Source organism: bacterium (assembly GCA_026129405.1).
Lineage (GTDB): Bacteria > Desulfobacterota > Binatia > DP-6 > DP-6 > JAHCID01.
This window is the reverse complement of sequence record JAHCID010000009.1, coordinates 66578-88029: the sequence shown is the minus strand read 5'-3', so window position 1 is coordinate 88029 and position 21452 is coordinate 66578. Positions and strand designations below refer to the sequence as shown.

Annotated in this window: 19 protein-coding genes and 1 pseudogene; 7 read left to right on the top strand and 13 right to left on the bottom strand. The window is 73.0% G+C overall.

Going from position 1 to position 21452, the window contains the following annotated elements:
- Positions 1-44 precede the first annotated feature (44 nt).
- The gene (locus tag KIT14_23155) at positions 45-1400 is read left to right on the top strand and encodes an insulinase family protein (GenBank protein ID MCW5893423.1); all 1356 of its coding nucleotides are present in this window, start codon (positions 45-47) and stop codon (positions 1398-1400) included.
- Entirely contained in the window at positions 1397-2824 is a 1428-nt protein-coding gene (locus tag KIT14_23150) for an insulinase family protein (protein MCW5893422.1), read from the top strand. Before KIT14_23155 ends, KIT14_23150 begins: the two co-directional genes overlap by 4 nt.
- Here the strand turns inward: KIT14_23150 and KIT14_23145 are convergent.
- The 7 genes and pseudogenes from KIT14_23145 to KIT14_23115 all read right to left on the bottom strand — a co-directional run bounded on the left by KIT14_23145 (position 2796) and on the right by KIT14_23115 (position 11925).
- Complete coding sequence (locus tag KIT14_23145; GenBank protein ID MCW5893421.1) at positions 2796-4379, bottom strand: PAS domain-containing sensor histidine kinase; 1584 nt, start codon at positions 4377-4379, stop codon at positions 2796-2798. The two genes, KIT14_23150 and KIT14_23145, sit on opposite strands and share 29 nt — an antisense overlap.
- Positions 4380-4579: 200 nt before the next feature.
- Positions 4580-6142 (bottom strand): annotated as a pseudogene (locus KIT14_23140) (NCS2 family permease).
- On the bottom strand, positions 6139-7503 hold the full coding sequence (locus tag KIT14_23135; protein ID MCW5893420.1) for a trypsin-like peptidase domain-containing protein: 1365 nt from the start codon (positions 7501-7503) through the stop codon (positions 6139-6141). The pseudogene KIT14_23140 and the gene KIT14_23135 overlap by 4 nt, the downstream one beginning before the upstream one ends.
- Entirely contained in the window at positions 7464-9383 is a 1920-nt protein-coding gene (gene rnr, locus KIT14_23130) for a ribonuclease R (protein MCW5893419.1), read from the bottom strand. The genes KIT14_23135 and rnr overlap by 40 nt, the downstream gene beginning before the upstream one ends.
- 108 nt (positions 9384-9491) lie before the next feature.
- Positions 9492-9749, bottom strand: a complete 258-nt coding sequence (locus tag KIT14_23125; protein ID MCW5893418.1) for an HlyD family efflux transporter periplasmic adaptor subunit — start codon at positions 9747-9749, stop codon at positions 9492-9494.
- Positions 9750-9877: 128 nt separating this feature from the next.
- Positions 9878-11428 carry a methylmalonyl-CoA carboxyltransferase gene (locus tag KIT14_23120; protein MCW5893417.1) on the bottom strand — a complete coding sequence of 517 codons (1551 nt, stop codon included), beginning with the start codon at positions 11426-11428 and terminating at the stop codon, positions 9878-9880.
- A gap of 38 nt (positions 11429-11466) precedes the next feature.
- Positions 11467-11925: a DUF192 domain-containing protein gene (locus tag KIT14_23115; protein MCW5893416.1), complete on the bottom strand. Its 459-nt coding sequence runs from the start codon at positions 11923-11925 to the stop codon at positions 11467-11469.
- Positions 11926-11953: 28 nt separating this feature from the next.
- Here KIT14_23115 and KIT14_23110 point away from each other — a divergent pair, with 28 nt between their 5' ends.
- Entirely contained in the window at positions 11954-14044 is a 2091-nt protein-coding gene (locus KIT14_23110) for a (Fe-S)-binding protein (protein MCW5893415.1), read from the top strand.
- Between the two features lie 200 nt (positions 14045-14244).
- On the opposite strand, the gene KIT14_23105 is transcribed toward KIT14_23110, so the two are convergent.
- The 5 genes from KIT14_23105 to KIT14_23085 all read right to left on the bottom strand — a co-directional run bounded on the left by KIT14_23105 (position 14245) and on the right by KIT14_23085 (position 18348).
- Positions 14245-14475 (bottom strand): hypothetical protein, encoded by a 231-nt coding sequence (locus KIT14_23105; GenBank protein MCW5893414.1) that lies wholly within the window; start codon positions 14473-14475, stop codon positions 14245-14247.
- Positions 14476-14642: 167 nt separating this feature from the next.
- On the bottom strand, positions 14643-15896 hold the full coding sequence (locus tag KIT14_23100; protein ID MCW5893413.1) for a PQQ-binding-like beta-propeller repeat protein: 1254 nt from the start codon (positions 15894-15896) through the stop codon (positions 14643-14645).
- A gap of 10 nt (positions 15897-15906) precedes the next feature.
- Entirely contained in the window at positions 15907-16629 is a 723-nt protein-coding gene (locus tag KIT14_23095; GenBank protein MCW5893412.1) for a DNA-3-methyladenine glycosylase, read from the bottom strand.
- Entirely contained in the window at positions 16626-17588 is a 963-nt protein-coding gene (locus tag KIT14_23090; GenBank protein MCW5893411.1) for an electron transfer flavoprotein subunit alpha/FixB family protein, read from the bottom strand. Before KIT14_23090 ends, KIT14_23095 begins: the two co-directional genes overlap by 4 nt.
- A 10-nt stretch (positions 17589-17598) precedes the next feature.
- Complete coding sequence (locus KIT14_23085; protein MCW5893410.1) at positions 17599-18348, bottom strand: electron transfer flavoprotein subunit beta/FixA family protein; 750 nt, start codon at positions 18346-18348, stop codon at positions 17599-17601.
- A 404-nt stretch (positions 18349-18752) separates the two neighbouring features.
- On the opposite strand from KIT14_23085, the gene KIT14_23080 reads away from it, so the two are divergent.
- From KIT14_23080 to KIT14_23070, 3 genes are all read left to right on the top strand, one after another.
- Positions 18753-19217, top strand: a complete 465-nt coding sequence (locus tag KIT14_23080) for a cupin domain-containing protein (protein ID MCW5893409.1) — start codon at positions 18753-18755, stop codon at positions 19215-19217.
- Positions 19218-19239: 22 nt separating this feature from the next.
- Positions 19240-19674: a hypothetical protein gene (locus tag KIT14_23075; protein MCW5893408.1), complete on the top strand. Its 435-nt coding sequence runs from the start codon at positions 19240-19242 to the stop codon at positions 19672-19674.
- A 61-nt stretch (positions 19675-19735) separates the two neighbouring features.
- Positions 19736-20503 carry an SDR family oxidoreductase gene (locus tag KIT14_23070; GenBank protein ID MCW5893407.1) on the top strand — a complete coding sequence of 256 codons (768 nt, stop codon included), beginning with the start codon at positions 19736-19738 and terminating at the stop codon, positions 20501-20503.
- A 104-nt stretch (positions 20504-20607) separates the two neighbouring features.
- On the opposite strand, the gene KIT14_23065 is transcribed toward KIT14_23070, so the two are convergent.
- Entirely contained in the window at positions 20608-21141 is a 534-nt protein-coding gene (locus KIT14_23065) for a PIN domain-containing protein (GenBank protein MCW5893406.1), read from the bottom strand.
- A 95-nt stretch (positions 21142-21236) separates the two neighbouring features.
- Between KIT14_23065 and KIT14_23060 the strand changes: the two genes are divergently transcribed.
- A complete protein-coding gene (locus KIT14_23060) occupies positions 21237-21449 on the top strand; it encodes a hypothetical protein (protein MCW5893405.1) in 213 nt (70 codons plus the stop codon).
- Positions 21450-21452 lie beyond the last annotated feature (3 nt).

The following is a 21452-nucleotide window of genomic DNA, read 5'->3' as shown; positions in this document are numbered from 1 at the left end:
GCAGCTTGATCCGGTGCCGTCATCTGATAGACCCGCTCGGACTCGTGCTGCGCCGCCTCCTCGTCCTGCTCGCCGCGGTCGCGGCCCTGCCCATCGCGTCGTCGGGCGCGTTCACGCTGCCGGTCGAGACGGCGACCCTGCCGAACGGGCTGCGCGTCCTCGTGCACACCGACCGCTCCGCCCCGGTCGTGTCGTCGTACGTGTTCTACCGGGTCGGCTCGCGCAACGAGAAGCTCGACCGCACCGGCATGGCCCACCTGTTCGAGCACATGATGTTCAACGGCGGGCAGAAGTTCGGGCCGGGCCAGTTCGACGATCTCATCGAGGGCAACGGCGGCTCGACCAACGGCTACACGACGCGCGACTTCACCGCCTACCTCAACAACTTTCCGCGCGAGGCCCTGCCGATCGTGCTCGACCTCGAAGCCGACCGCATGGGGCATCTCGCCGTCACGCCGCAGAACCTCGAGCAGGAGCGCGGCATCGTGATGGAGGAGCGCCGGCTGCGCATCGACAACGACGTCGGCGGCACGATGTACGAGCAGCTCTACCTGCACGCCTTCGAGCGCAGCCCGTACCGCTGGAACCCCGTCGGCTTCATGGCCGACCTGCGCCTGATCACGCTCGCCGACGCGCAGGCCTTCCACAAGACGTATTACGCGCCCAACAACGCGGTGCTGGTGCTCTCCGGCGACGTCGAGCCCGCGGACGGCTTCGCGCTCGCGAAGAAGCACTTCGGCCGCATCCCGCGCCAGACGCCCCCCGGCCCGGTGAGCGCCGAGGAGCCGCCCCAGGACGGCGAGCGCCGCATCACGGTGCGCAAGCCGGCCGAGCTGCCGGCCCTGCTGCTCGGCTACCACGGCGTGCGCGCCCTCGATCCCGATCGCGCCGCCCTCGACGTGCTCGGCAAGCTGCTGACGGGCGGCGACAGCGCCCGCCTCGACCGGGCGCTGGTGCGGCAGCACGAGCTCACCACGGGGGTGTCGGCCGACATCACCTGGGCCATCGACCCCGAGCTGTTCGTGATCTACGCCCAGGCCCGGCCCGGCAAGGGCGTCGCGCTGGTCGAGCAGCGCATCGACGAGGTGCTGGCGGCGATGGCGCGCGAGCCGGTCACGCCCGAGGAGCTCCAGACCGCGAAGCGGCAGCTGCGCGCCGAGCTGGTGAAGGGCCTGAAGACCGTCGGCGGCAAGGCGAACCAGCTCGGGTTCTGCGAGGTCGTCCTGGGCGACTACCGGCGGCTCTTCCAGTTCGGCGCCGAATGGGAGGCGGTGACGGCGGCGGACGTGCAGCGCGTCGTCGCCACCCATCTCGTGCCGACCAGGCGCACGGTGGTCGTGCTCGAGCCGATCGCCGCGGACGGGCGCCGCCGCGCGCCGGCGCCCGGGGGCGGCTCGTGAGGCGCCTGCTCGCGGGCCTGGTGGCCCTGGTCGCGCTGCTGCCGGTCGCGGCGGGTGCGGCCGAGGAGCTGGAGCTGCCGGCGGTGACGCGGGTCACGCTCGACAACGGGCTGCGGCTCGTCGTCGCCGAGTCGCACGAGCTGCCGCTCGTCGAGTTCTACGCCATGATCGGCGCGGGCGCGGCGCAGGATCCCGCGGATCAGCTGGGGCTCGCCTCGCTCACCGCGGCGAGCGTCACGCGCGGCGCCGGCAAGCTCGACGCCGAGGAGTTCGCGCGCGCCGTGGAGTCGCTGGCGGGCGGCATCGCCGCCGCGGCCGGCACCGACGGGACCATCGTCAACGCCGAGTTCTTGTCCGAGGACTTCGACCGCGGGCTCGATCTGCTGCGCCTCGTCCTGCGCGAGCCCACGTTCGCGGCCGACGAGGTGCGCCGCGCGCGCGAGCAGCAGCTGGCGGGCCTCGTCGCCGATCTCGAGGAGCCGACGGCCATCGCCGAGCGCTGCTTCGCCGCCTTCCTGTACGGCGGCTACTCCTACGGGCGGCCGATCGACGGCCGGCACAAGACGGTCGCAGGCCTGGGTCGCGGCGACGTGCGCAAGTTCCACGCCCGCTGGTGGCGTCCCAACGCCACGGTGCTCGCGATCGTCGGCGACGTCGCGACCGACAGGATCGTCGCGCGCGTACGCGAGGCGCTGGGCGGCTGGACGCCGAGCCCCGAGGCGATCGCGCAGCGCGCCGGCCCGCCGCCGCCGGTCGAGGCGCGCCGCGTGCTCCTCGTCGACAAGCCCGACGCCACGCAGACCCAGCTGCGCGCCGGCGCGATCGCCATGGCGCGCAACGCCCCCGATCTGCTTCCGGCGCAGGTCGCGAACACCGTGCTCGGCGGCGGCTTCACCTCGAAGCTGATCGAAGAGCTGCGCGTGAAGCGCAGCCTCACGTACGGAGCCTCGAGCGGCTTCGCCGCGCGGCTGACGGGCGGCGACTTCCGGATGGCGACGTTCACCAAGAGCGCCACCACGGCCGAGACGCTCGGGCTCGCGCTCGACGTGGAGGGGAGCTTTCGTCGGGGCCCGATCGATCCGCAGGCGCTGCGCAAGGCCAAGGCCTACCTCGCGGGCCAGTTCCCGCTCCGCCTCGAGAGCCCCGACGCGCTGGCCGCCCGGCTGGCCGAGATCGAGTTCTTCGGTCTGCCGCCGGACGAGCTCGTCACCTACCGCACCCGCCTCGCCGCCGTCACCGACGCGGACGCCGAGCGCGCGGCCGAGCGGTGGATGCCCGACCCCGATCGCATGGCGATCGTCGTCGTGGGCAACGCCGCCGAGGTGCGCGAGCAGCTCGAGGCGCGCTTCGGGCCGGTGCAGTCGACGACGCCCGAGGGCTGCGACGCGTTGGCGGTCAGCCCGCCAGCGGCAGCGACACGCTGACGGTCGTGCCGGCGCCGGGTGCGGTGTCGACCGCGACCGTCCCGCCCTGCGTCTCGACCAGCCGGCGCACCACGTAGAGCCCGATGCCGAGCCCGCCGAAGCGTCGGGTGTTCGAGCCGTCGATCTGGCGCAGGCGCTCGAAGCACGCGGGGACGTCGTCGGCGGCCATGCCGACGCCGGTGTCCTGCACGGTGAAGGTCGCGACCTCGTCGCCCATCTCGACCCCGAGCGACACCCACCCGCGCGGCGTGAACTTGCACGCGTTCGTGAGCAGGTGCTTCAGCGTCGTGTAGAGCGCGCGGCGGTCGAGGACGACGCGCCCCGGCGGCACGCCCTCCGTCAGCAGCGCGGTGTCGGCGGTGCGCAGCGGGTCCACCGCGGCGACCAGCTCGGCCGCCAGCGCCGGCAGGTCGATCTCCTCGGGCTCGAGGACGACGCCGGCGTCGAGCCAGCTGAGGTCCTGTGCGCCCTCGACGACGTCGCGCAGCTGCACGGTGGCGCGCGCGATGCCGCCGACGAGCGCCCGGTCGGCGGCGTCGGCGTCGGCGAGCATCTCGCTGTAGCCGAGGAGCACGTTGAGCGGCGTGCGCAGCTCGTGCGAGAGCGTGCTCAGGAACTCCGACTTCATGCGGTTGGCGCTCTGGAGCTCGGAGAGGCGGAGCGTGTTGTCGAGCGCGAACGCGGTCGCCTGCGCGATGCCGACGGCGAGGCGGTGCGTGCGTGGGCTCGGCGCCGGCGGCTGCTTCCAGGCGTGGATCAGGAGACCGACGACGTCGCGCCGCTGGCAGATGGGGACGCAGAGCGCCGTCGTGAGGCCGAGCTCGAGGAGCGGCGCGGCCGGCAGCAGGTCCTGACGCGCGAGGTCGGCGAGCTCGACGACGCCGCCCGGCTCGAGCAGGTCGAGGAGGCCGAGCTCCTCGGGAGCGAGCACCAGCGCGCCCGGATCGCCGGGCAGGACGCCCGCGGTGGCGAAGGGCCGATAGCGCCGGCGGCGCGCGTCCCAGCCGAGGACGGTGCTCCAGTCGCAGCCGAGGAGGCGGAGCGCGATCGTCGTCACCCAGTCGAGGACGTAGGGATCGCCGAGGTGCCGGTTCAGCGTATCGCCGAGATCGAGGAGGGCGCGCGCGACCTCGCCCTCCTCGCGCAGCGCCGCCTCGGCGGCCTGCGCCTCGGCGACGTCGCGCACGAGCACCATCCACCGGCCGGCCTCCGCTGCCGGCCATGCGGCGAGGGCGCAGCGGACGCGCCGTCCATCCGGGCGCACGAGGTCGGCGTGCTCCGCGCCGCCGTCGTCCGCGGGTCGCACCACGTGGTCGAGCGCCATGCCCGCGAGCTCGCCCTCGGTGCGTCCGAACACGGCCGGCGCGGCGTCGCTGGCGCGCTCGATCCAGCCGTCCGACGAGACCGTCAGCAGGACGTCGCGGCCGCCGGCGACGATGGCGCGCAGGAGCGCGCCGCGCGGTGCCACCTCGAGCGGCGCGGCGGGTGGCGATCCGGGGCCCGTTGCCGGGGAGGAGCCGGAGACGAGCTGGCGCGCAGGCAGGGACAGGGACATGGCCAGTTCGAAGTTGCCGACCTGCAATGCGCATACCGCCGACTACGGCAGCTGCGCTCGACGTCGCGCCGGCTGCCGGTGTCGCCGAACCTGCCCGATCGTCATTCGCGTGACGCTGGCGCGCGCGATTCGGCGCCGCATGCGGGCGTCGCGCGAGACGTCGCGAGCGGAACGGCGGCGGAGCCGTCGTGGCCCGGCCCGTCGTCGGGAACCGTGAGCCAGCGCGCGGCCAGCAGCCAGAGCGTCATGCAGCCGTAGCCGGCGGCCCACTCCCACGCCGGGCGCAGGGCCATCACCGTGTCGCCCGGCGTCCAGCGGTACGAGTGGACGAGCCCGACCGCCGCCAGCCCCGCGGCGACGGCGCACCAGACCGCGGCACGCCCGAGCCGACGCTCGATGATCGCGACGGTCGCGGCGGCGAGGATCGTGGCGGTGAAGATGAAGCCCTGCTCGAGCGCGAAGGCGCCGTCGATCCAGGTGTCGGTGGCATGGAACTTCGTGATCAGGTCGGGCGAGAAGGGCGGCCCGCCCGGGTCGCCGACGCCGGCCGCATGGAGGCCGTTCTTCGCCATCAGCGCGCCCCATGCGGCGAGCCCGGGCATGAGGCCGAGGACCACGGCGGGCGCGTGGGACACCGGCACCGCCTGGAACGCCTGCGCCGTGATGACGATGCCGATCCACAGCACGATGGCCATGCCGGCGTCGACGGGGACCGCCCAGGCGATGTGGGCGAGCGTGCCGGTGAGGCAGACGATGGTCACGAAGACCGCGTTCAGCACCGAGTAGCCCGAGCGCGCGCCCATCGCCTTCCAGCCCGGGTGGCCGATGTAGATCGTGGTCGGGAAGCAGGAGCCGAAGCCGGCGGCCGCGATGCTGCCGAGCCCGTTCACCGCCAGGGAAGGAGCGGTGGGGAAGCGGTCGCCGGCGGCCTCGGCGCTCTCGATGTTCTGGAGCGAGCCGACGACGTTGAAGAGCCCCATCGGCAGGATGACGGACAGGTAGGCGAGCAGATGGTCGCCGCGCAGGCCGGCGAGGAGATCGCCGAGCACCGGCACCGGCAGGTGCAGCTGCGGCGGCGCGTGCGGATCCGGGCCGGGCGCGATGCCCGTGAGCCACGCGAGCGCAGTGCCGACCACGACGGCGACCAGCCCGCCCGGCAGCCCGCCGCGCAGGCGCACGCCGCCGAAGTAGGTGACCAGGACGATCGCGAGCGTGGTCAGCCCGACGATCGGCCGCGCGTAGGTGCGGAAGAAGAAGCCCATGGCGATGAAGCCGAGGGCGATGCCGGCGAGCGTCGCGAGCAGCGCCGCGCGCGGCGTCGCGCGCCGCAGCCGCTCGGCGCCGAGCGCGCCCACCATCTCGATCACGCCCGAGCCCAGCGTCGCGACGAGGCCGGCCTGCCAGGCCACCAGCACCGGGTCGGCCGCACCGGCCGCCTCGGCGACCATCTTCGCGGGCAGCATGACGAGGAAGACGTGGCCGAAGAGCGACACCGTGTTGATGCCGTAGGGCAGCGCGCACACGTCGGTGCGGCCGGTGGCGCGGGCGACGCGGCGCGCCTGCCAGGCGTAGAACAGGTTGCCGACGACCAGCGACACGGCCGCCGCCGGCAGCACGCGGCCGTACAGCAGCTCGGGCGACATGCCGAGCACGGTGCGGCAGAGCGCGTCGATGAGGAGCAGCTGGACGAGGTTGTCGAGCGCGAGCCCGAAGAATCCGTCGACGTCGCCGCGGACGAAGCGGGGGAGCCGCACGCGCGTCAGTCGTTCCCGCCGAGCGGCACGGTGACGTTGTACTGGAAGTTGCCGCGTCCGATCGCGAGCAGCACGGCCCGCGCACCGCGCACGCTCGCCACGCGGCGACGAAAGTCGGCGAGCGACTCCACGGCGGCGCCGCCGATGCCCAGCAGGTGATCGCCGCGCTGGACGCCGATCTTCGCCGCCGGGCTGCCGCGGCGCACGCCGGTCACGACGAGGAGGCCGCCGTCCTCGCCGATCCGGAGGCCCAGCCGGTCCCAGGCCACGCGGTCGGCGTCCTTCTCCGGGAACTCGACCATGCGGATGCCCAGGTCCTCGGAGCGATCGTCGCGGATGCGGGTGAGCGTGACGGTCTCGCCGGGCCCGCGGGTGTCGATCAGCTCGCCGAACTCCTCGCCCGAGCGGACCGGCTGTCCGTCGACGCGGGTGACGACGTCGCCCCGCGCGAGGTCGGACTTCGCCGCCGGGCTGCCCGGCTCGATCTCGGCGACGACGACGCCGCGCTCGACGCCGAAGTGCCGCGCCAGGTCGGGCGTCAGGTCCTGCACGCTGACGCCGAGCCAGCCGCGGCGCACGCTGCCGTGCGAGACGAGGTCGCCGAGGATGCGGCGGGCGCGCGCCACCGGGATCGCGAAGCCGATGCCCTGCGCCTTGCCGTAGATGGCGGTGTTGATGCCGATCAGCTCGCCCTTGATGTTGAGCAGCGGGCCGCCCGAGTTGCCGGGGTTGATCGACGCGTCGGTCTGGATGAAGTCGGCGTAGGTGCGGTCGCCGCCGCGCAGCGAGCGGCCGGTCGCGCTGATGACCCCGGTGGTGACGGTGTGCGAGAGGCCGAACGGGTTGCCGATCGCGATCACCGTCTCGCCGATCATGAGGTCGTCGGAGCGGCCCATGTCGATCCAGGGCAGCTTGCCGGCGTCGATGCGCAGCACGGCGAGGTCGGAGTCGGTGTCGGCCCCGACGAGCTTGGCGGCGAACTCGCGGCCGTCGGAGAGCGTCACGTGGATCGTACCGCCGCGCAGGATGACGTGCTCGTTGGTGAGGATCGTGCCGTCGTTGCGCACGACGACGCCGGAGCCGAGGCTCGTGCGCTTCTCGCGCCGCGGGCGCGGGTCCATGAAGTCGCGGAAGAACTCGTCGAAGAACGGGTCGCCGCGGAACGGAAACGGCGAGCCGCCGCGTCGCTCGACGATCTGGTCGCTCGAGATGTTGACGACCGCCGGCCCCGCGCGCTCGACCGCCATGACGACGGCGCTGCGGCGGATCGGATCGGTCTCCGGGGCGGCGGCGCGGCCGGGCGGCGGCAGGGCCCCGGCGGCGAGCGCGATCAGGAGGAGGGTCGGGAGCGGGCGCGGGATCGTGACCATCGCGGTGTCGGAAGCTCCGATTGTGCCAGGACCAGGTCGATGTGGCGACGCGCGGGCACCGCGGCGGCGACCACGACCCGCACGGCATCGACGACGCGCAGTCGCCGGCCGCTGCGGCGGCCGCACAGCACGTGCTTCCCCGGGTCGTGCTCCCACCGGTCCGGGGGCAGGTCGCGGACGTGGATCAGGCCCTCGACGAAGACGTCGGTCAGCTCGACGAAGCAGCCGAACGGCGCGATGCCGGCGACGACGCCGGCGTGCTCCTCGCCGACCCGGGCCTGCATCGCCGCCACCCGCCACAGCGCCACGACGTCGCGCTCGGCGTCCACCGCCACCCGCTCGCGCTGCGAGGCCTCGGCGGCGATCGCGGCGAGGTCGTCCGGCAGCGCGCCGAGGCCCCGGCGGACGCGGCGGAGCAGGCGGTGGACGACGAGATCGGGATAGCGCCGGATCGGCGACGTGAAGTGGGTGTAGGCCTCGGCCGCGAGGCCGAAGTGGCCGAGCGGCTCGGCGGCGTAGCGCGCCTGGCTGAGGCTGCGCAGCAGGACGGTGTGCACGAGGCGCGCCTCGGGCCGTCCCTGGACGGCGTCGAGCACGCGCTGGAGCGCGAGCGGCGTCACGTGGCCGTCGGCGGTCTCGAGGCGCAGGCCGAGGTCGGCGAGGAAGCGCGCCAGCGCGGTGACGGCGTCGGGCGCGGGCGGCTCGTGCACGCGATGGAGCGACGGCACGCCGCGCCGGGCCAAGTCGCGCGCGACGGCCTCGTTCGCCGCCAGCATGCACTCCTCGACGATGCGGTGCGCGAGCGAGCGCTCGGCGCGCAGGATGTGCTCCGGCTGGCCGCGCAGGTCGAGCAGGATCTCGGGCTCGGGCAGGTCGAAGTCGAGCGCCCCGCGGGCGCGGCGTCGCGCCAGCAGGCGCTCGGCGAGCTCGGCCGCGGCCTCGAGCGACGCGAGCAGGCCGGCGAGCTCGCGCCGCGCGGCGTCCTCGCGGTCGACGAGCGCGCGCCGCACCTGCGGGTAGGTGAGGCGCGCGGCGCTGTGCATGACGGCGTCGGCGAAACGCGCGCCGGTGACCGCGCCCGACGGGTCGCAGTCGAGCTCGACGACCTGGCACAGCCGGTCCTCGCCTGGCTTCAGGCTGCAGCGGTCCTCGGACAGCTCCGCCGGCAGCATCGGCACGACGCGGTCGGGGAAGTAGACGCTCGTCCCGCGTGCCCGCGCCTCGCGGTCGAGCGCGCTGCCGGCCTCGACGTAGTGCGCGACGTCGGCCACGGCCACCGTGAGGCGGAAGCCGCGGCCGGCGCGGGCGACGTGGATGGCGTCGTCGAAGTCACGCGCGCGCTCGCCGTCGATGGTGACGAGGGGGAGGGCGCGGAGATCGCGGCGGTCGGCGGTGTCGAGGTCGCGCGGCAGGCGGCGCGCGGCCGCCGCCACGGCCTTCGGGAACGCGGTGGGCAGCCCGTGCGACGCGAGGATCGCCGCGGTTTCGCTCTGCAGGTCGCCGGCGGCGCCGAGGGCGTGCTCGACGCGGGCGCCGACGAAGCGATGCGCGTCGCTCGGCCAGCGCACCACGCGGGCCGCGACCAGGTCGCCGTCGCGCGCACCGCCGTCCTGCCCGCGGCCGACGACGATCGGGGTGGTGAAGCCGGCCTCGCGCGGCACCACGACGACGACCCCGCGGCCGCGGCGCAGGATGCCGACGACGCGGTCGTCGCGCCGCCGAGCACGCGCACGACGCGGCCGCTGCGCCCCGGGCCGCCGCGGCCGCGCCCGAGTCGGACCAGCACGCGGTCGCCGTGCACGGCGGATGGACGCCGCGCGCCGGCACGTGCACGTCGCCGCGCCCGTCGTCGGCGCGCACGAAGGCGAAGCCGTCGGGATGGCCGAGGAGGAGGCCGGGCGACCTCGCCGGGCCGCGGGCCCTGGCGTCGTTCCGGGCGGCGGCGTCGCGCCGGCGGCGCGGCGCCGGGGCCGGCGGGCGCCGGCGCTTCACGCGATCACGGCGAGGAGCTCGCCGCTCTCGACGGCCTGGCCCACCTGCACCTCGAGCTCGTGGACGACGCCGCTGCGCGGGGCGCCCAGCTCGTTCTCCATCTTCATCGCCTCGATGACGACGATGCCCTGGCCGAGGACGACGGCGTCGCCCGCGGCGACGAGCACGGCCAGCACCTTCCCCGGCATGACCGCACGCAGCTCCGGCGGCCCCTCGCGGCGGCGTCGCGCGGACCGTTCGGCGTGGGCGCGCACGCGCGGGCGCCGCGACCTCGGCCGGCGGCGCGAGCCAGGATCGCCGCCGCGGGCGGTGCAGCCCGTCGCGGCGTGCCGCCGCGGCCCAGCGCGATCGCCCGAGCACGTCCGCCGGGCCGCGCGGCGGCTCAGAGCGGGATGTTCCCATGCTTCTTGGGCGGATTCGTGTCGCGCTTGGTGGCGAGCATGCGCAGCGCCGCGATCAGGCGCGGGCGCGTGTCCTCCGGCGCGATCACCTCGTCGACGTAGCCGAGCTCCGCCGCCTTGTAGGGGTTCGCGAAGGTGCGGCGGTATTCCCCGACCAGGCGGTCCTTCTCGGCGGCGGGATCGGCAGCGCGATCGATCTCGCCGCGGAAGACGACGTTGACGGCGCCCTCGGGCCCCATGACGGCGATCTCGGCCGTCGGCCAGGTGAGGTTCACGTCGCCGCGGATGTGCTTCGACGACATCACGATGTAGGCGCCGCCGTAGGCCTTGCGGGTGATGACGGTGAGCTTCGGGACCGTCGCCTCGCAGTAGGCGTAGAGCAGCTTCGCGCCGTGGCGGATGATGCCGCCGAACTCCTGCGCCGTCCCCGGCAGGAAGCCCGGCACGTCGACGAAGGTGACGAGCGGCAGGTTGAAGCAGTCGCAGAAGCGCACGAAGCGCGCCGCCTTCACCGAGGCGTCGATGTCGAGGCAGCCGGCGAGGACGGCGGGCTGGTTGGCGACGACGCCGATCGAGCGGCCGCCGAGGCGGGCGAAGCCGACGATCACGTTGCGGGCGTAGTCGGCCTGCACCTCGAGGAGGCGGCCGTGGTCGACCACGGCCTCGATCACGGCACGCATGTCGTAGGGCCGGCTCGGGCTCGCCGGCACCAGCGTCGCGAGCGCCGGATCGCGGCGCTCGGGCGGGTCGCCCGGGGGGCCCGGCGGCGGGTCGTCGAGGTTGTTGGACGGCAGGAACGCGAGCAGCTCGCGCACCAGCGCGAACGTGTCGGTCTCGCTCTCGGTGGCGAAGTGCGCGACGCCGCTCTTGCGGTTGTGGGTGTCGGCGCCGCCCAGCTCCTCCTTCGAGACCTCCTCGTGGGTGACGGTGCGGATGACGTCGGGCCCGGTGATGAACATGTAGCCGCTGCCCCGCACCATGAAGACGAAGTCGGTGGTGGCGGGCGAGTAGACGGCGCCGCCGGCGCACGGGCCCATGATGATCGAGAGCTGCGGCACGACGCCCGAGGCGAGGACGTTGCGCAGGAAGATGTCGGCGTAGCCGGCGAGGCTGCCGACGCCCTCCTGGATGCGCGCGCCGCCCGAATCGCAGAGCCCGATCACCGGCGCGCCGGCCTTCATGGCGAGGTCCATGACCTTGCAGATCTTCTCGGCCATGGCGCCGGAGAGGCTGCCGCCGAAGACGGTGAAGTCCTGCGCGTAGACGAAGACCTGGCGGCCGTCGATGGTGCCGTAGCCGGTGACCACGCCGTCGCCGGGGATGGTCTTCTCGTCCATCCCGAAGTCGGTGCAGCGGTGCACCTTGAAGCGGTCGGTCTCGACGAAGCTGCCCGGGTCGAGGAGGGCGCCCAGCCGCTCGCGCGCCGTGCCCTTGCCGTCGGCGTGCTGGCGGGCGACCCGCTCGGCGCCGCCGCCGGCGAGGGCCGCGGCGTTGCGGCGGGCGAGCTCGTCGAGCTGATCGTTCGTGGCCATCGCGGTCCGGCTCGTGGAGCGCGGGTCGCTCCCGCCTATCAGGGGGGCGCGACCCCTTCCAGTCGCACGACGTCGCCGGCCTGCACGCCTTCGCGCGCGCACCAGCCGCCCGGCACCTCGAGCACCCACGTCGACGGCTTGCCGACGGTGACCGGCGCGGTCGAATGCGGCACGGCGTTGGCGTGCACGCCGACGATCCTTCCGGCCGTGGGTCCGTCGCGGGCGATGAAGATCATGTCGAGCGGGATGAGCGTGTTCTTCATCCAGAACGAATGCTCCTCCTCCTGCGGGAAGACGAAGAGCATGCCGGTGAAGTCGGCGAGCTCGCTGCGCCACATGAGGCCCTTCTGGAGCTCGGCGGGGGTGCGGACGACCTCGAGGGCGACCGTCACCGGCGTACGTCCCTGGCGCTCGATGACCGCCGTCGGGCCTGCCGGACGGCCGTTGCCGCACGCGGCGAGCAGAAAAAAGACGCTCGTGATGACGCGCAGTTGCATGCGCGCAAGGCGTGAATTATGCGGCCCTATGCTCAGCGCCATCGCCTTCTCGATCGTGCTCCTCGCTGGGGTCGGTCTGTTCATCTACCAGCTCTGGGGCCGCTTCAACCTGCTGCGCGCGGCGCGTGGGCCCTGGAAGATCGATTTCCTGCCCGAGCGGGTCCAGGCCGTGCTCGTCTACGCGTTCGGTCAGAAGAAGTTCATCCGGCCGGCGGTCGGGATCGTGCAGGAGCGGACCGCGGGGTGGATCCACTTCTTCGTGTTCTGGGGCTTCACGATCCTCGGCGTCCAGGTGACGACGATGTTCGCGCGCGCCTACGCGCCCGACTTCCACCTGTTCCCGTTCGTTCCGTGGCTGCTGGGCAAGCCCTACGCGCTCGTCCGCGACCTCTTCGAGGTCACCGTCTTCGTCTGCATCCTGGCGCTGTTCGCGCGCTGGCTGATCACGCGTCCGAAGCGCCTCTTCGGCTTCGAGCCCGCCGAGAGCCGGCACGCGCATCACTCCCATTGGGAGGCGTATCTGATCCTCGGCTGCATCGGCATGATCACGAGCGGCGGCCTGGTCTACGACGGCGGCCGCATCGTCATGGAGCACGGCACCGAGGCGGTCGCGGCGACGTACTGGTACGAGCCGTTCTCCTACGCGACCAGCCGTCTCCTGCTGTCGCTCGGCGGCGTCGGCTTCGCCGAGCACGCCAGCAACGTCGCCTGGTGGCTGCACAACCTGGCCGTGCTGGTGATGCTCAACTTCCTGCCGCTGGCCAAGCACTTCCACGTCATCACCTCGCTGCCGAACGTCTTCTTCAAGAAGATGGAGCCGATCGGCCAGCTCTCGAAGCAGGACCTCGAGAACGCGACCACGTTCGGCACCTCGCACATCGACCAGTTCACCTGGAAGCAGGTGCTGGACATGTTCAGCTGCACCGAGTGCGGGCGCTGCTCGTCGCAGTGTCCGGCGACGGCCACCGGCAAGCCGCTCGCGCCGCGCCAGCTGCTGCTGAACCTGCGCGACTACCTCTACGAGAACCAGTCCGAGATCGTGGCCAAGCGCGTCGACGTGACGCCCGGCCCCGACGGCGAGCTGCCCGAGGTCGGTCGCAACCTGATCGCGCCGATCGACGACCCGAACCACGTCATCGCCGACGAGACCCTGTGGGCCTGCAACACCTGCCGCGCCTGCGAGGAGTCGTGCCCGGTGATGATCGAGTACGTCGACAAGATCGTCGACATGCGCCGCCACCTCGTGCAGGAGGAGTCGCGCTTCCCGACCGAGCTGACGCGCGTCTTCAAGTCGATGGAGACGCAGTCGAACCCCTGGGGCATCGGCGCCGAGAAGCGCTTCGACTGGGCCGACGGCCTGGACATCCCGACCATGGCCGAGAAGCCGAACCCCGAGTACCTCTACTACGTCGGCTGCGCGGGCGCCTTCGACGACCGCAACAAGAAGACGACGCAGGCGTTCGCGCGCATCCTCACGAAGGCCGGCGTCGACTTCGCCTGCCTCGGCCCGGAGGAGCCCTGCAACGGCGACTCGGCCCGCCGTCTCGGCAACGAGTATCTGTACCAGGCGATGGCGCAGATGTGCGTCGAGACGTTCAAGGGCTACGAGGTGAAGAAGATCATCGTCAACTGCCCGCACTGCTTCAACACGATCAAGAACGAGCTGCCGCAGTTCGAGGGCCACTACGAGGTGATCCACGCCGCCGAGCTGATCCAGCAGCTGGTCGCGAGCGGCAAGCTGCAGCTGACCGGCGACGGCAACGGCAAGCGCACGACCTACCACGACTCCTGCTACTACGGCCGCTTCAACGACGTGTACGACGAGCCGCGCGAGGTCCTCGAGCGCGCCGGTGCGAAGGTCGAGGAGATCCCGCACAAGCACCACCAGTTCGGCATGTGCTGCGGCGCGGGCGGCGGGCGCATGTGGCTCGAGGAGGACGCCGACAAGCGCGTCAACCTGAAGCGCACCGATCAGGCGCTCGAGAACGATCCCGAGGTGATCGCCGTGTCGTGCCCGTTCTGCATGACGATGCTCTCCGACGGCATCAAGGCGAAGGACCTCGAGGAGAAGGTGCAGACGCTCGACGTGATGGAGATCGTCGAGCGGTCGCTGCGCTGACGCGTCCCGCCGCGCACGCCGGGCGCGTGCGCGGCGTTGCGTCGGAGGAGGGCGCCGGGGCCGGCGCGCCGCGGTCGCCGCGGGAGGAGTGCCCCGCGTCGGACTCCGGAGAGGAGGGCCGAAGCCCGACGCGGGGCGAGGACCGGACGATGCGTGGTGTGGGTGGGCGTCCGGTGAAACCGGCGGGGGGAGCCGGAGGATCAGTGCAGGCCGAGGGCGCCGGCGGTGTGGATGGGGAGGACGAGCGTGCCGCGCGCGCTTTCGCACGCGGTGCTGCCCGGCTGGACGCTCGCGCGCGGGACGGCGACGCGACGATCGCCGGACTGGACGATCAGCGCCTGGGTGGAGGCGGCCACGATGCGAACGTCATGGAGGGTGACGGTCGCCGGAGCGGGACGGTTGTCGTGGCAGAGGCCGGAGAGGTCGAGCATGGCGTGTAGCCGTCCCAGAGCAAACGACGGGCCGACACGAAACGCCGTGACGGCGGGGGCCATGCGACCCCGACTGTGCCATCGCCGTCCGATGGAGGGAGAATGCGTGGGCACGCGCGCCATCGTGGCACACCGCCGCCGCGCTCCGGCAGGCGCTCGTGCAGACGCTACGGACAGCCCGGCGGCAGTGGACCGCGGGCGACGAGATGCAGTGCCTTACCCGTGCGTCGTGCGGCGATCAGCTGCTCGCCGCGGTCGGCGAGCACGGCGTCGGCGCGCCCCGGCTGCTCGATGCGCAGGCGAGCGAAGCCGAACGTCGGCTCGAGGCGTTCGATCAGCATTCGCCTCGGCGCGTACGAGCTGTCGGCGACCAGCACGACGTCGCCGTCGGGTCGGATGTCGACCGAGTCGAGCCGCGTACTGGCGCCGTCGTCGAGCCGCACCGTCGTTCGCCAACGTCGCCTCCCGGACGGTTCCAGGACCGCCAAGGCGCCGCCGGTCTGCACGCCGATCGGCCCGCTCGTCGTTCCCCAGATCGCGAGGGTGCCGCTCGGCCCGAGGCTCGATCGGATGGGCGGCGACGGCGCCGTGAGCGGCGGGAACGGGCGGATGCGCCATCGCTCGGCCCCGTCGCCGGCGAGCCGGGCGACGAAGACGTGCGTGGGGCTGTCCTCGAGGTCGTCGGTCCCGGCCGCGTAGACGTCGCCTTCCGGCGCGGTCGCGAGCGTGTCGATGTCCTCCGAGATCGCGCTGCGGTCGCGCGTCCACCTGACCGCCCCGTCCTCGGCGCTCACGGCGCGGAGGTCGCCGAAGGGTCCGGGACCCTGCTTGAAGACGACCGTGCCGTCCGTGGTCGCCGCGATGGCCTGCGGCGCTCCGAGGCCCGGCATCTCCCGATTCCAGCGCTCGCGTCCCGTGGCGCCGTCGACGCGGACGACGACGATGGACGGCAGCACCACCACCACGTCGCCGTCGGGCAGCGGCGTGGCGTAGCCCGGACGGCGGACGTAGTACTCGGCCCGGTCGGCGCCATAGGCGACGGGGCTGAGGCGTCGCGATCGCCACCGCCAGCGCTGCCGGCCGTCGCTCTGGTCGATTCGTCGGAGTGCTATCCGGTAGGGCGCCGAATCCTTCTTCGGCGCCTCGATCGCCACGACCACGGGCGAGCCGTCCTTCATCGGGAGCACCGCGAACGTCGCGCCGGGCAGGCGCCGCGTCCACTCGACCGTTCCGGCGCAGCGGGCGACGCGGGCGACGCGGATGCCGGCCCGGCGGTTGCAGACGACGATGGGATCGCCGTCGAGCGCCGCGACGATGGCGACCGGGCTGCCGCAGGCGCCGAGGTTCGTGATCCACGCCGCCGCGGGCGAGGCGAGCGCGATCGAGAGCACGATCGTGGGGAGGGAACGGCCGCGTCGCACGTGCCGTCGTCTACCGGGATGTGCGTCGCGCCGCTACCGCGTCGGCGCGGCGTCGTCGCTGCGTGGCTGCGGCCGCCAGCCGCGGTCCCGAGACCGCGCGGCTCTCGCGCAGGGCGAACCGCCAGGGCAGGACGGCATGCGCGCCGGCGTAGCCCACCCCGATGCGCGGCGTGCGCGCGACGGCACGGGCGGGGACCGGGGTTCCGTCCAGCAGCCGCAATGGCCCCGCGCGGAGGTCGGCACCGTTCTGCGTGCGCCCGATGCCGAGCGCCTGGCACAGTGCCCCCGGCCCGCGACAGAGCCGCCAGTCGGGGGCCGTCGCCGGCAGCCCGCGCCGCGCCCGCATGCGGTCGAGGCCGACGAGCGGCTCCAGCGCCCGGATCAGCACCGCCTCCGGAACGCCGGCCTCCTGCGTGGTCACGTTCACGCACCAGTGCATCCCGTAGACGAAGTAGACGTACGCGTGCCCCGGCGCGCCCCACATCACCTCGTTGCGCGGCGTGCGGCGGCCGTTCCAGGTGTGCGCGGCGCGGTCGCCGGGCCCGCGGTAGGCCTCGACCTCGACGATGCGCCCGGCGGTGCGGCCCTCGGGCGCGTCGTGGACCAGCACCATGCCGAGGAGGGCGCGGGCCACGCGCAGCGTGGGCTGCAAAAAGAACGAGCGGGCCGGGGCCCGCTCGTCCAGTGCTGCGTCGATCTCGGAATCGCCCGCCGGCGGGCGACGGCGCGTCATGACGCCTTCAGCTTCTTCACTTCCTCGGTCAGCTCGGGGACCGCCTTGAAGAGGTCGGCCACGAGGCCGTAGTCGGCGACCTGGAAGATCGGCGCCTCCTCGTCCTTGTTGATGGCGACGATGACCTTCGAGTCCTTCATGCCGGCGAGGTGCTGGATGGCGCCGGAGATGCCGACGGCGATGTAGAGCTTCGGCGCGACGACCTTGCCGGTCTGGCCGACCTGGAGGTCGTTCGGCACGAAGCCGGCGTCGACGGCGGCGCGGCTGGCGCCCATGGCGGCGCCGAGGGCGTCGCAGAGCGGCTCGAGGACGGTGGTGAAGTTCTCGCCGTTCTTGAGGCCGCGGCCGCCCGAGCACACGATCGCCGCCTCGGTGAGCACGGGGCGGTCGGACTTGGTCTCGGCGAACTCGACGAACTTGGTCTTCTGGTCGCCGGCGCCGGCGGCGAGCTTCTCGACGCTGCCGCTGCCCTCCTTGGGCGCCGGGTCGAACGCGGTGCCGCGGACGGAGACGACGGTCACCGCGGCGTCGGTCTCGACGGTGGCGAAGAGGTTGCCGGCCCACATCGGCCGCACGAACGTCTTGGCGTCGACGATGTGGCTGATGTCCGACACCATCGCCGCGTCGAGGCGGGCGGCGAGGCGGGGCAGGAGGTCCTTACCGACCGCGGTGGCGGTGGCGACGACGGCGGCTGCGCCCTTGGCCTTGGCCGCCTCGGCGATCGCGGCGGTGTGCGCGTCGGCGACGTAGTGCTCGAAGGCGTCGCCGTCGATCGCGACCACGTCGATGCCGTAGCCCGCGAGCTCGGCGGCGAGCGCGTCGACGCCCTTGCCGAGGACGACGCCGATCGCCTTGCCGCCCGACTTGGAGGCCAGCTCCTTGGCGGCGGCGACGCCGATCAGCGTGGTCTTGGGGAACTTGCCGTGGAGATGCTCTGCGAAGACGAGAACGTTGCTCATCGGAAACCTCTCAGATGACCTTGGCTTCGTCGTGGAGGACCTTCACCAGCTCTTCCACCGAGCCCACCTTGCGACCCGCGGCGCGCTTCGGCGGGGTCTCGAGCTTGACGATCCTGGCCTTCGGCTTCACGTCGACGCCGACGTCGGCCACCGGGATCTCCTTCAGCTCCTTCTTGCGGGCCTTCATGATGCCCGGGAGCGAGGCGTAGCGCGGCTCGTTGAGGCGGAGATCGGTGGTGACGACCGCGGGCAGCGCGAAGGAGAGCTTCTCGAGACCGCCGTCGACCTCGCGGGTGACGGTGGCGTTCGTGCCGCTGATCTCGACCGCCGAGGCGTAGGTCGCCTGGGGCCAGCCGAGCAGCTCGGCGAGCATCTGGCCGGCGCAGTTGTTGTCGTAGTCGACCGCCTGCTTGCCCATGAGGATCAGCTCGGGCTTCTCGGTCTCGGCCAGCTTCTGGACCACGCGGGCGACCGCGAGGGGCTCGAGGTTCTCGTCGCTCACCACCAGGATGGCGCGGTCGGCGCCCATGGCGAGGCCGGTACGGAGCTGCTCCTGGGCCGTCTTCGGGCCGATGCTGACCAGGACCACCTCGCTGCCGGCGTTCTTCTCCTTGATGCGGAGCGCCTCCTCGATGGCGATCTCATCGAAGGGGTTCACGACCCACTTGATGTTGTCGGTGGCGAAGCCGGTGCCGGACGCGTCGATCTTGAGATTGCTCTCCGGATCGGGGACGCGCTTCACGGTGACGAGAATCTTCACGACGGAGCTCTCCTCTGCGGGGTGGGGATGGGTCCCGGAAGGGAAACCGGTGTTCGCTACACTGCCCGGAAAGCCCTAGTCAACCCGGGGACGCAGCTGGGTCGCATCGAGCGACCATCTCCGCCCGACCTGCGGCAGGGCGTCCGGGCAGGAGGTAGCATCGCCCGGGTACGACGGCCGCCGCGGACGAGCCGCCCGGCCCCGGCGCCAACGCGCCGTATCAAGCTGAGGCTCCGTTCGAATCGCCACGGCGGGCGCAGGCCGTCCGACGGGCGGGCTCATCCCCGGTCGGGGGAAGCCCCGGTGCTCGGGTGCCGCCGGGTGATCGCGCGCGAGCCCGACGTCGAGCGCCGCGCCCCGTGAGGTCGACTCGCCACCGGTGAGGCGACTAAAGGGGAGCGGCCATGACTCGACGTCTCGCGCTGCTGGTGTCCGCGCTCGTCCTGCTCGTCGCGTCGCCCGCGCTGCCGGGGGACGCAGGCGGCGAGTGGCTCCTGCGTCAGCCCGACGACCTCGCGTGGCGACCGTCCGACTCGCTGCCGCCCGGCGCGATGGTCGCGCTGCTCGAGGGCGATCCGTCGAAGGCGGGCTTCTTCACGATGCGGGTGAAGATGCCCGACGGCTACCGCGTGCCGCCGCACTCCCACTCGCAGCAGGAGCGCGTGACCGTCCTCTCGGGCACCCTGAACCTCGGCCACGGCGACACCTTCGACGCGAAGGCGACGAAGGCACTCGGTCCCGGCACGTACAGCTCGATGCCACCCGGCATGGCGCACTTCGGCTGGATGACGGGCGAGGTCGTGCTACAGCTCAGCACGATGGGCCCGTGGACGCTGACATACGTGCATCCGGAGGACGGCCCGCGGTAGCCTCGAGCGCGGTCGCGATCGCGTGGCGAAGAAGCGAAACCGGCGGGCGCGGCTCGGGCACGACGCACCCGAGCGTCCGGTGGACGACCGCATCACGTGGGTGCGCGGCGACGAGCGAGCCGGTCCGCGCCAGACCATCGGCGTGCTCGAGCTGCGCCAGGATGGCGCATGTCGCGTGGCGTTGGCGGAGCGGACCCAGATAGACGGGCGCTGTCACGTGTTGCTCGCGAGGAAGGCGTGGGGCGGCAAGGACGCGCTCGCCACACGGTGGTGGAGCCTCGTCCTCGACGCAGACGCCGCGGTCACGACGGTACGCAACGGCTCGTGCGGCGACCGGATCGAGCCGGGAGACGTCGCGCGCATCGTCCGGGCTCTCGAATCGCTGGCACTCCTCTCGGTCCAGACCACGATCTTCGTCGACGACGGGCGGCCGGTGTTTCCCGGCATGCGGCGATGAGCCCACGCACGGCGGCAGGCCGCGGGAACCTTGCGAGACCCGCGAGTACCGTCCAGCGGAGATGAGTGGCGACCTCCACGGCCGTGCCGCGCTCGTCACCGGCGCCGGCCGGCGTGCCGGGATCGGGGCCGCCGTCGCGCGAGCCCTGGCGGCGGCCGGTGCCGACGTCGTCGTCGCGTACCACCGCGCATACGATGCGGCGACGCCGTGGGGATCGGACGCGGGCGACGTCGATGCACTGCTCGCCGCCATGCGCGCGCACGGGGTGCGCGCCGCCGCCGTCGAGATCGATCTCGCCGACCCGACCGCGCCCGCGACCCTGATCGAGCGCGCGACGGCCGGCGTCGGGCCGCTGCGCATCCTCGTGAACAACGCCGCACACTGGGAGGCGACGCCGCTCGCCACGCTCGACGCCGCGCAGATCGACCGCCACTACGCCGTGAACGTGCGCGCGCCGATCCTGCTCTGCGCGGAGTTCGCGCGCCGCTGCGCCGGAGACGGACGCATCGTCAACCTGACGTCGGGTCAGGGGCTGCACGCGATGCCGGGCGAGCTCGCCTACGCCGCCACGAAGGGCGCGCTCGACGCCTTCACGACGAGCCTCGCTGCCGAGCTCGCGGGACGCGGCATCACGGTCAACGCGGTCGATCCCGGTCCGACCGACACCGGGTGGATGTCGCCCGACGTGCGCCGCGATCTCGTCGCGCGGGCGCCGCGCGGGCGCGTCGGCGAGCCGGACGACGCAGCGCGCCTCGTCGCCTTCCTCGCCTCGGACGCGGCGCGATGGGTCACGGGACAGGTGATCCGCTCGCGCGGAGGGTTGCCATGACGTCGGCGAGCCCGAGCGGCTCTCACGGCGTCGCGTCGTCGGCTCGCATCGGGCGCACGATGCGAGGATTCGGGACGCACGTCACGTGGAGTCGGTTCGCGTGATCAGCGGGCGCGGCGACGTGGTGCGGCCGGTGCGTTCCGCCCGCTGCGCGAGCGCGGCGCTCGCCGCCGGCCGTACGGGGTGGCTCCTTCCCGAACGACATTGCTCGCGGTGGGATTGCGGACGACGAGGCCCTCGAAACGACTGAAGTCGCGATCGGCCGTCCAGAGCTCGTGCACCTCGTGTGCCCGGCACAGCGCGGCGATGCGGGCGTCATGGACGAGCGAGCCGGAGACGTGCGCGGGCGATGCCACGGCCCTGAACGTCGTCCAGTACGTCCGGCCCTCGGCGAGCAGCACCAGGCTCGGGGATTCGAGCCACGCCTCGATCTGGCCCAGTGCGCGCGCAAGCGGCGTGGGCGGGTCGAAGATGCGTGGCCGTGTGACGACCGCGAGGAACTCGTGGAGGCACGGCCACGGGATGGCCCAGGTCTCCCGTCCTTCGGCGAGTGCCGTCACGGCCGCGAGGGCCGGTTCGTGGAACGGGCTGTCGGGGCGATGTGCGTAGACGAGGACGTTGGTGTCGACGGCGATCACGACTTCGGCTTCGATGTCGCTCGGCCGCGGTCGGCGCCGTCTGGCTCGTAGGCGGCGTCGCGCAGCGCAGCGTATCCGCGCGCCGCAAAGTCGGGATGAAGGCCGCGGCCCTTGCCGCTGAAGCGCGCGTCCCGCAGCCGGAACGGCCGAGCCGTTCCGCGTGCCGCGAGCACGGCACGCAGTCCCTCTTCGACGAGAGCCCGCAGCGTGACGCGCTCGCGCTCCGCCAGTCGTTTCGCTTCCTCGAGAAGCGGCGTCGTGATGTCGAGCGTGGTCTTGATACGGCCACCCATATCAGGGGGTCGTGACGG

Bases quoted from the DNA above. Each gene is read 5' to 3' on its own strand.
- KIT14_23135 (MCW5893420.1), bottom strand. From the start codon at position 7,503: ATGGTCACGATCCCGCGCCCGCTCCCGACCCTCCTCCTGATCGCGCTC.
- KIT14_23120 (MCW5893417.1), bottom strand. From the start codon at position 11,428: ATGGCCACGAACGATCAGCTCGACGAGCTCGCCCGCCGCAACGCCGCG.
- KIT14_23145 (MCW5893421.1), bottom strand. From the start codon at position 4,379: ATGTCCCTGTCCCTGCCTGCGCGCCAGCTCGTCTCCGGCTCCTCCCCG.
- KIT14_23090 (MCW5893411.1), bottom strand. From the start codon at position 17,588: ATGAGCAACGTTCTCGTCTTCGCAGAGCATCTCCACGGCAAGTTCCCC.
- KIT14_23080 (MCW5893409.1), top strand. From the start codon at position 18,753: ATGACTCGACGTCTCGCGCTGCTGGTGTCCGCGCTCGTCCTGCTCGTC.
- KIT14_23105 (MCW5893414.1), bottom strand. From the start codon at position 14,475: ATGCTCGACCTCTCCGGCCTCTGCCACGACAACCGTCCCGCTCCGGCG.
- KIT14_23095 (MCW5893412.1), bottom strand. From the start codon at position 16,629: ATGACGCGCCGTCGCCCGCCGGCGGGCGATTCCGAGATCGACGCAGCA.
- KIT14_23060 (MCW5893405.1), top strand. From the start codon at position 21,237: ATGAAGGCCGCGGCCCTTGCCGCTGAAGCGCGCGTCCCGCAGCCGGAA.
- KIT14_23115 (MCW5893416.1), bottom strand. From the start codon at position 11,925: ATGCAACTGCGCGTCATCACGAGCGTCTTTTTTCTGCTCGCCGCGTGC.
- KIT14_23110 (MCW5893415.1), top strand. From the start codon at position 11,954: ATGCTCAGCGCCATCGCCTTCTCGATCGTGCTCCTCGCTGGGGTCGGT.
- KIT14_23070 (MCW5893407.1), top strand. From the start codon at position 19,736: ATGAGTGGCGACCTCCACGGCCGTGCCGCGCTCGTCACCGGCGCCGGC.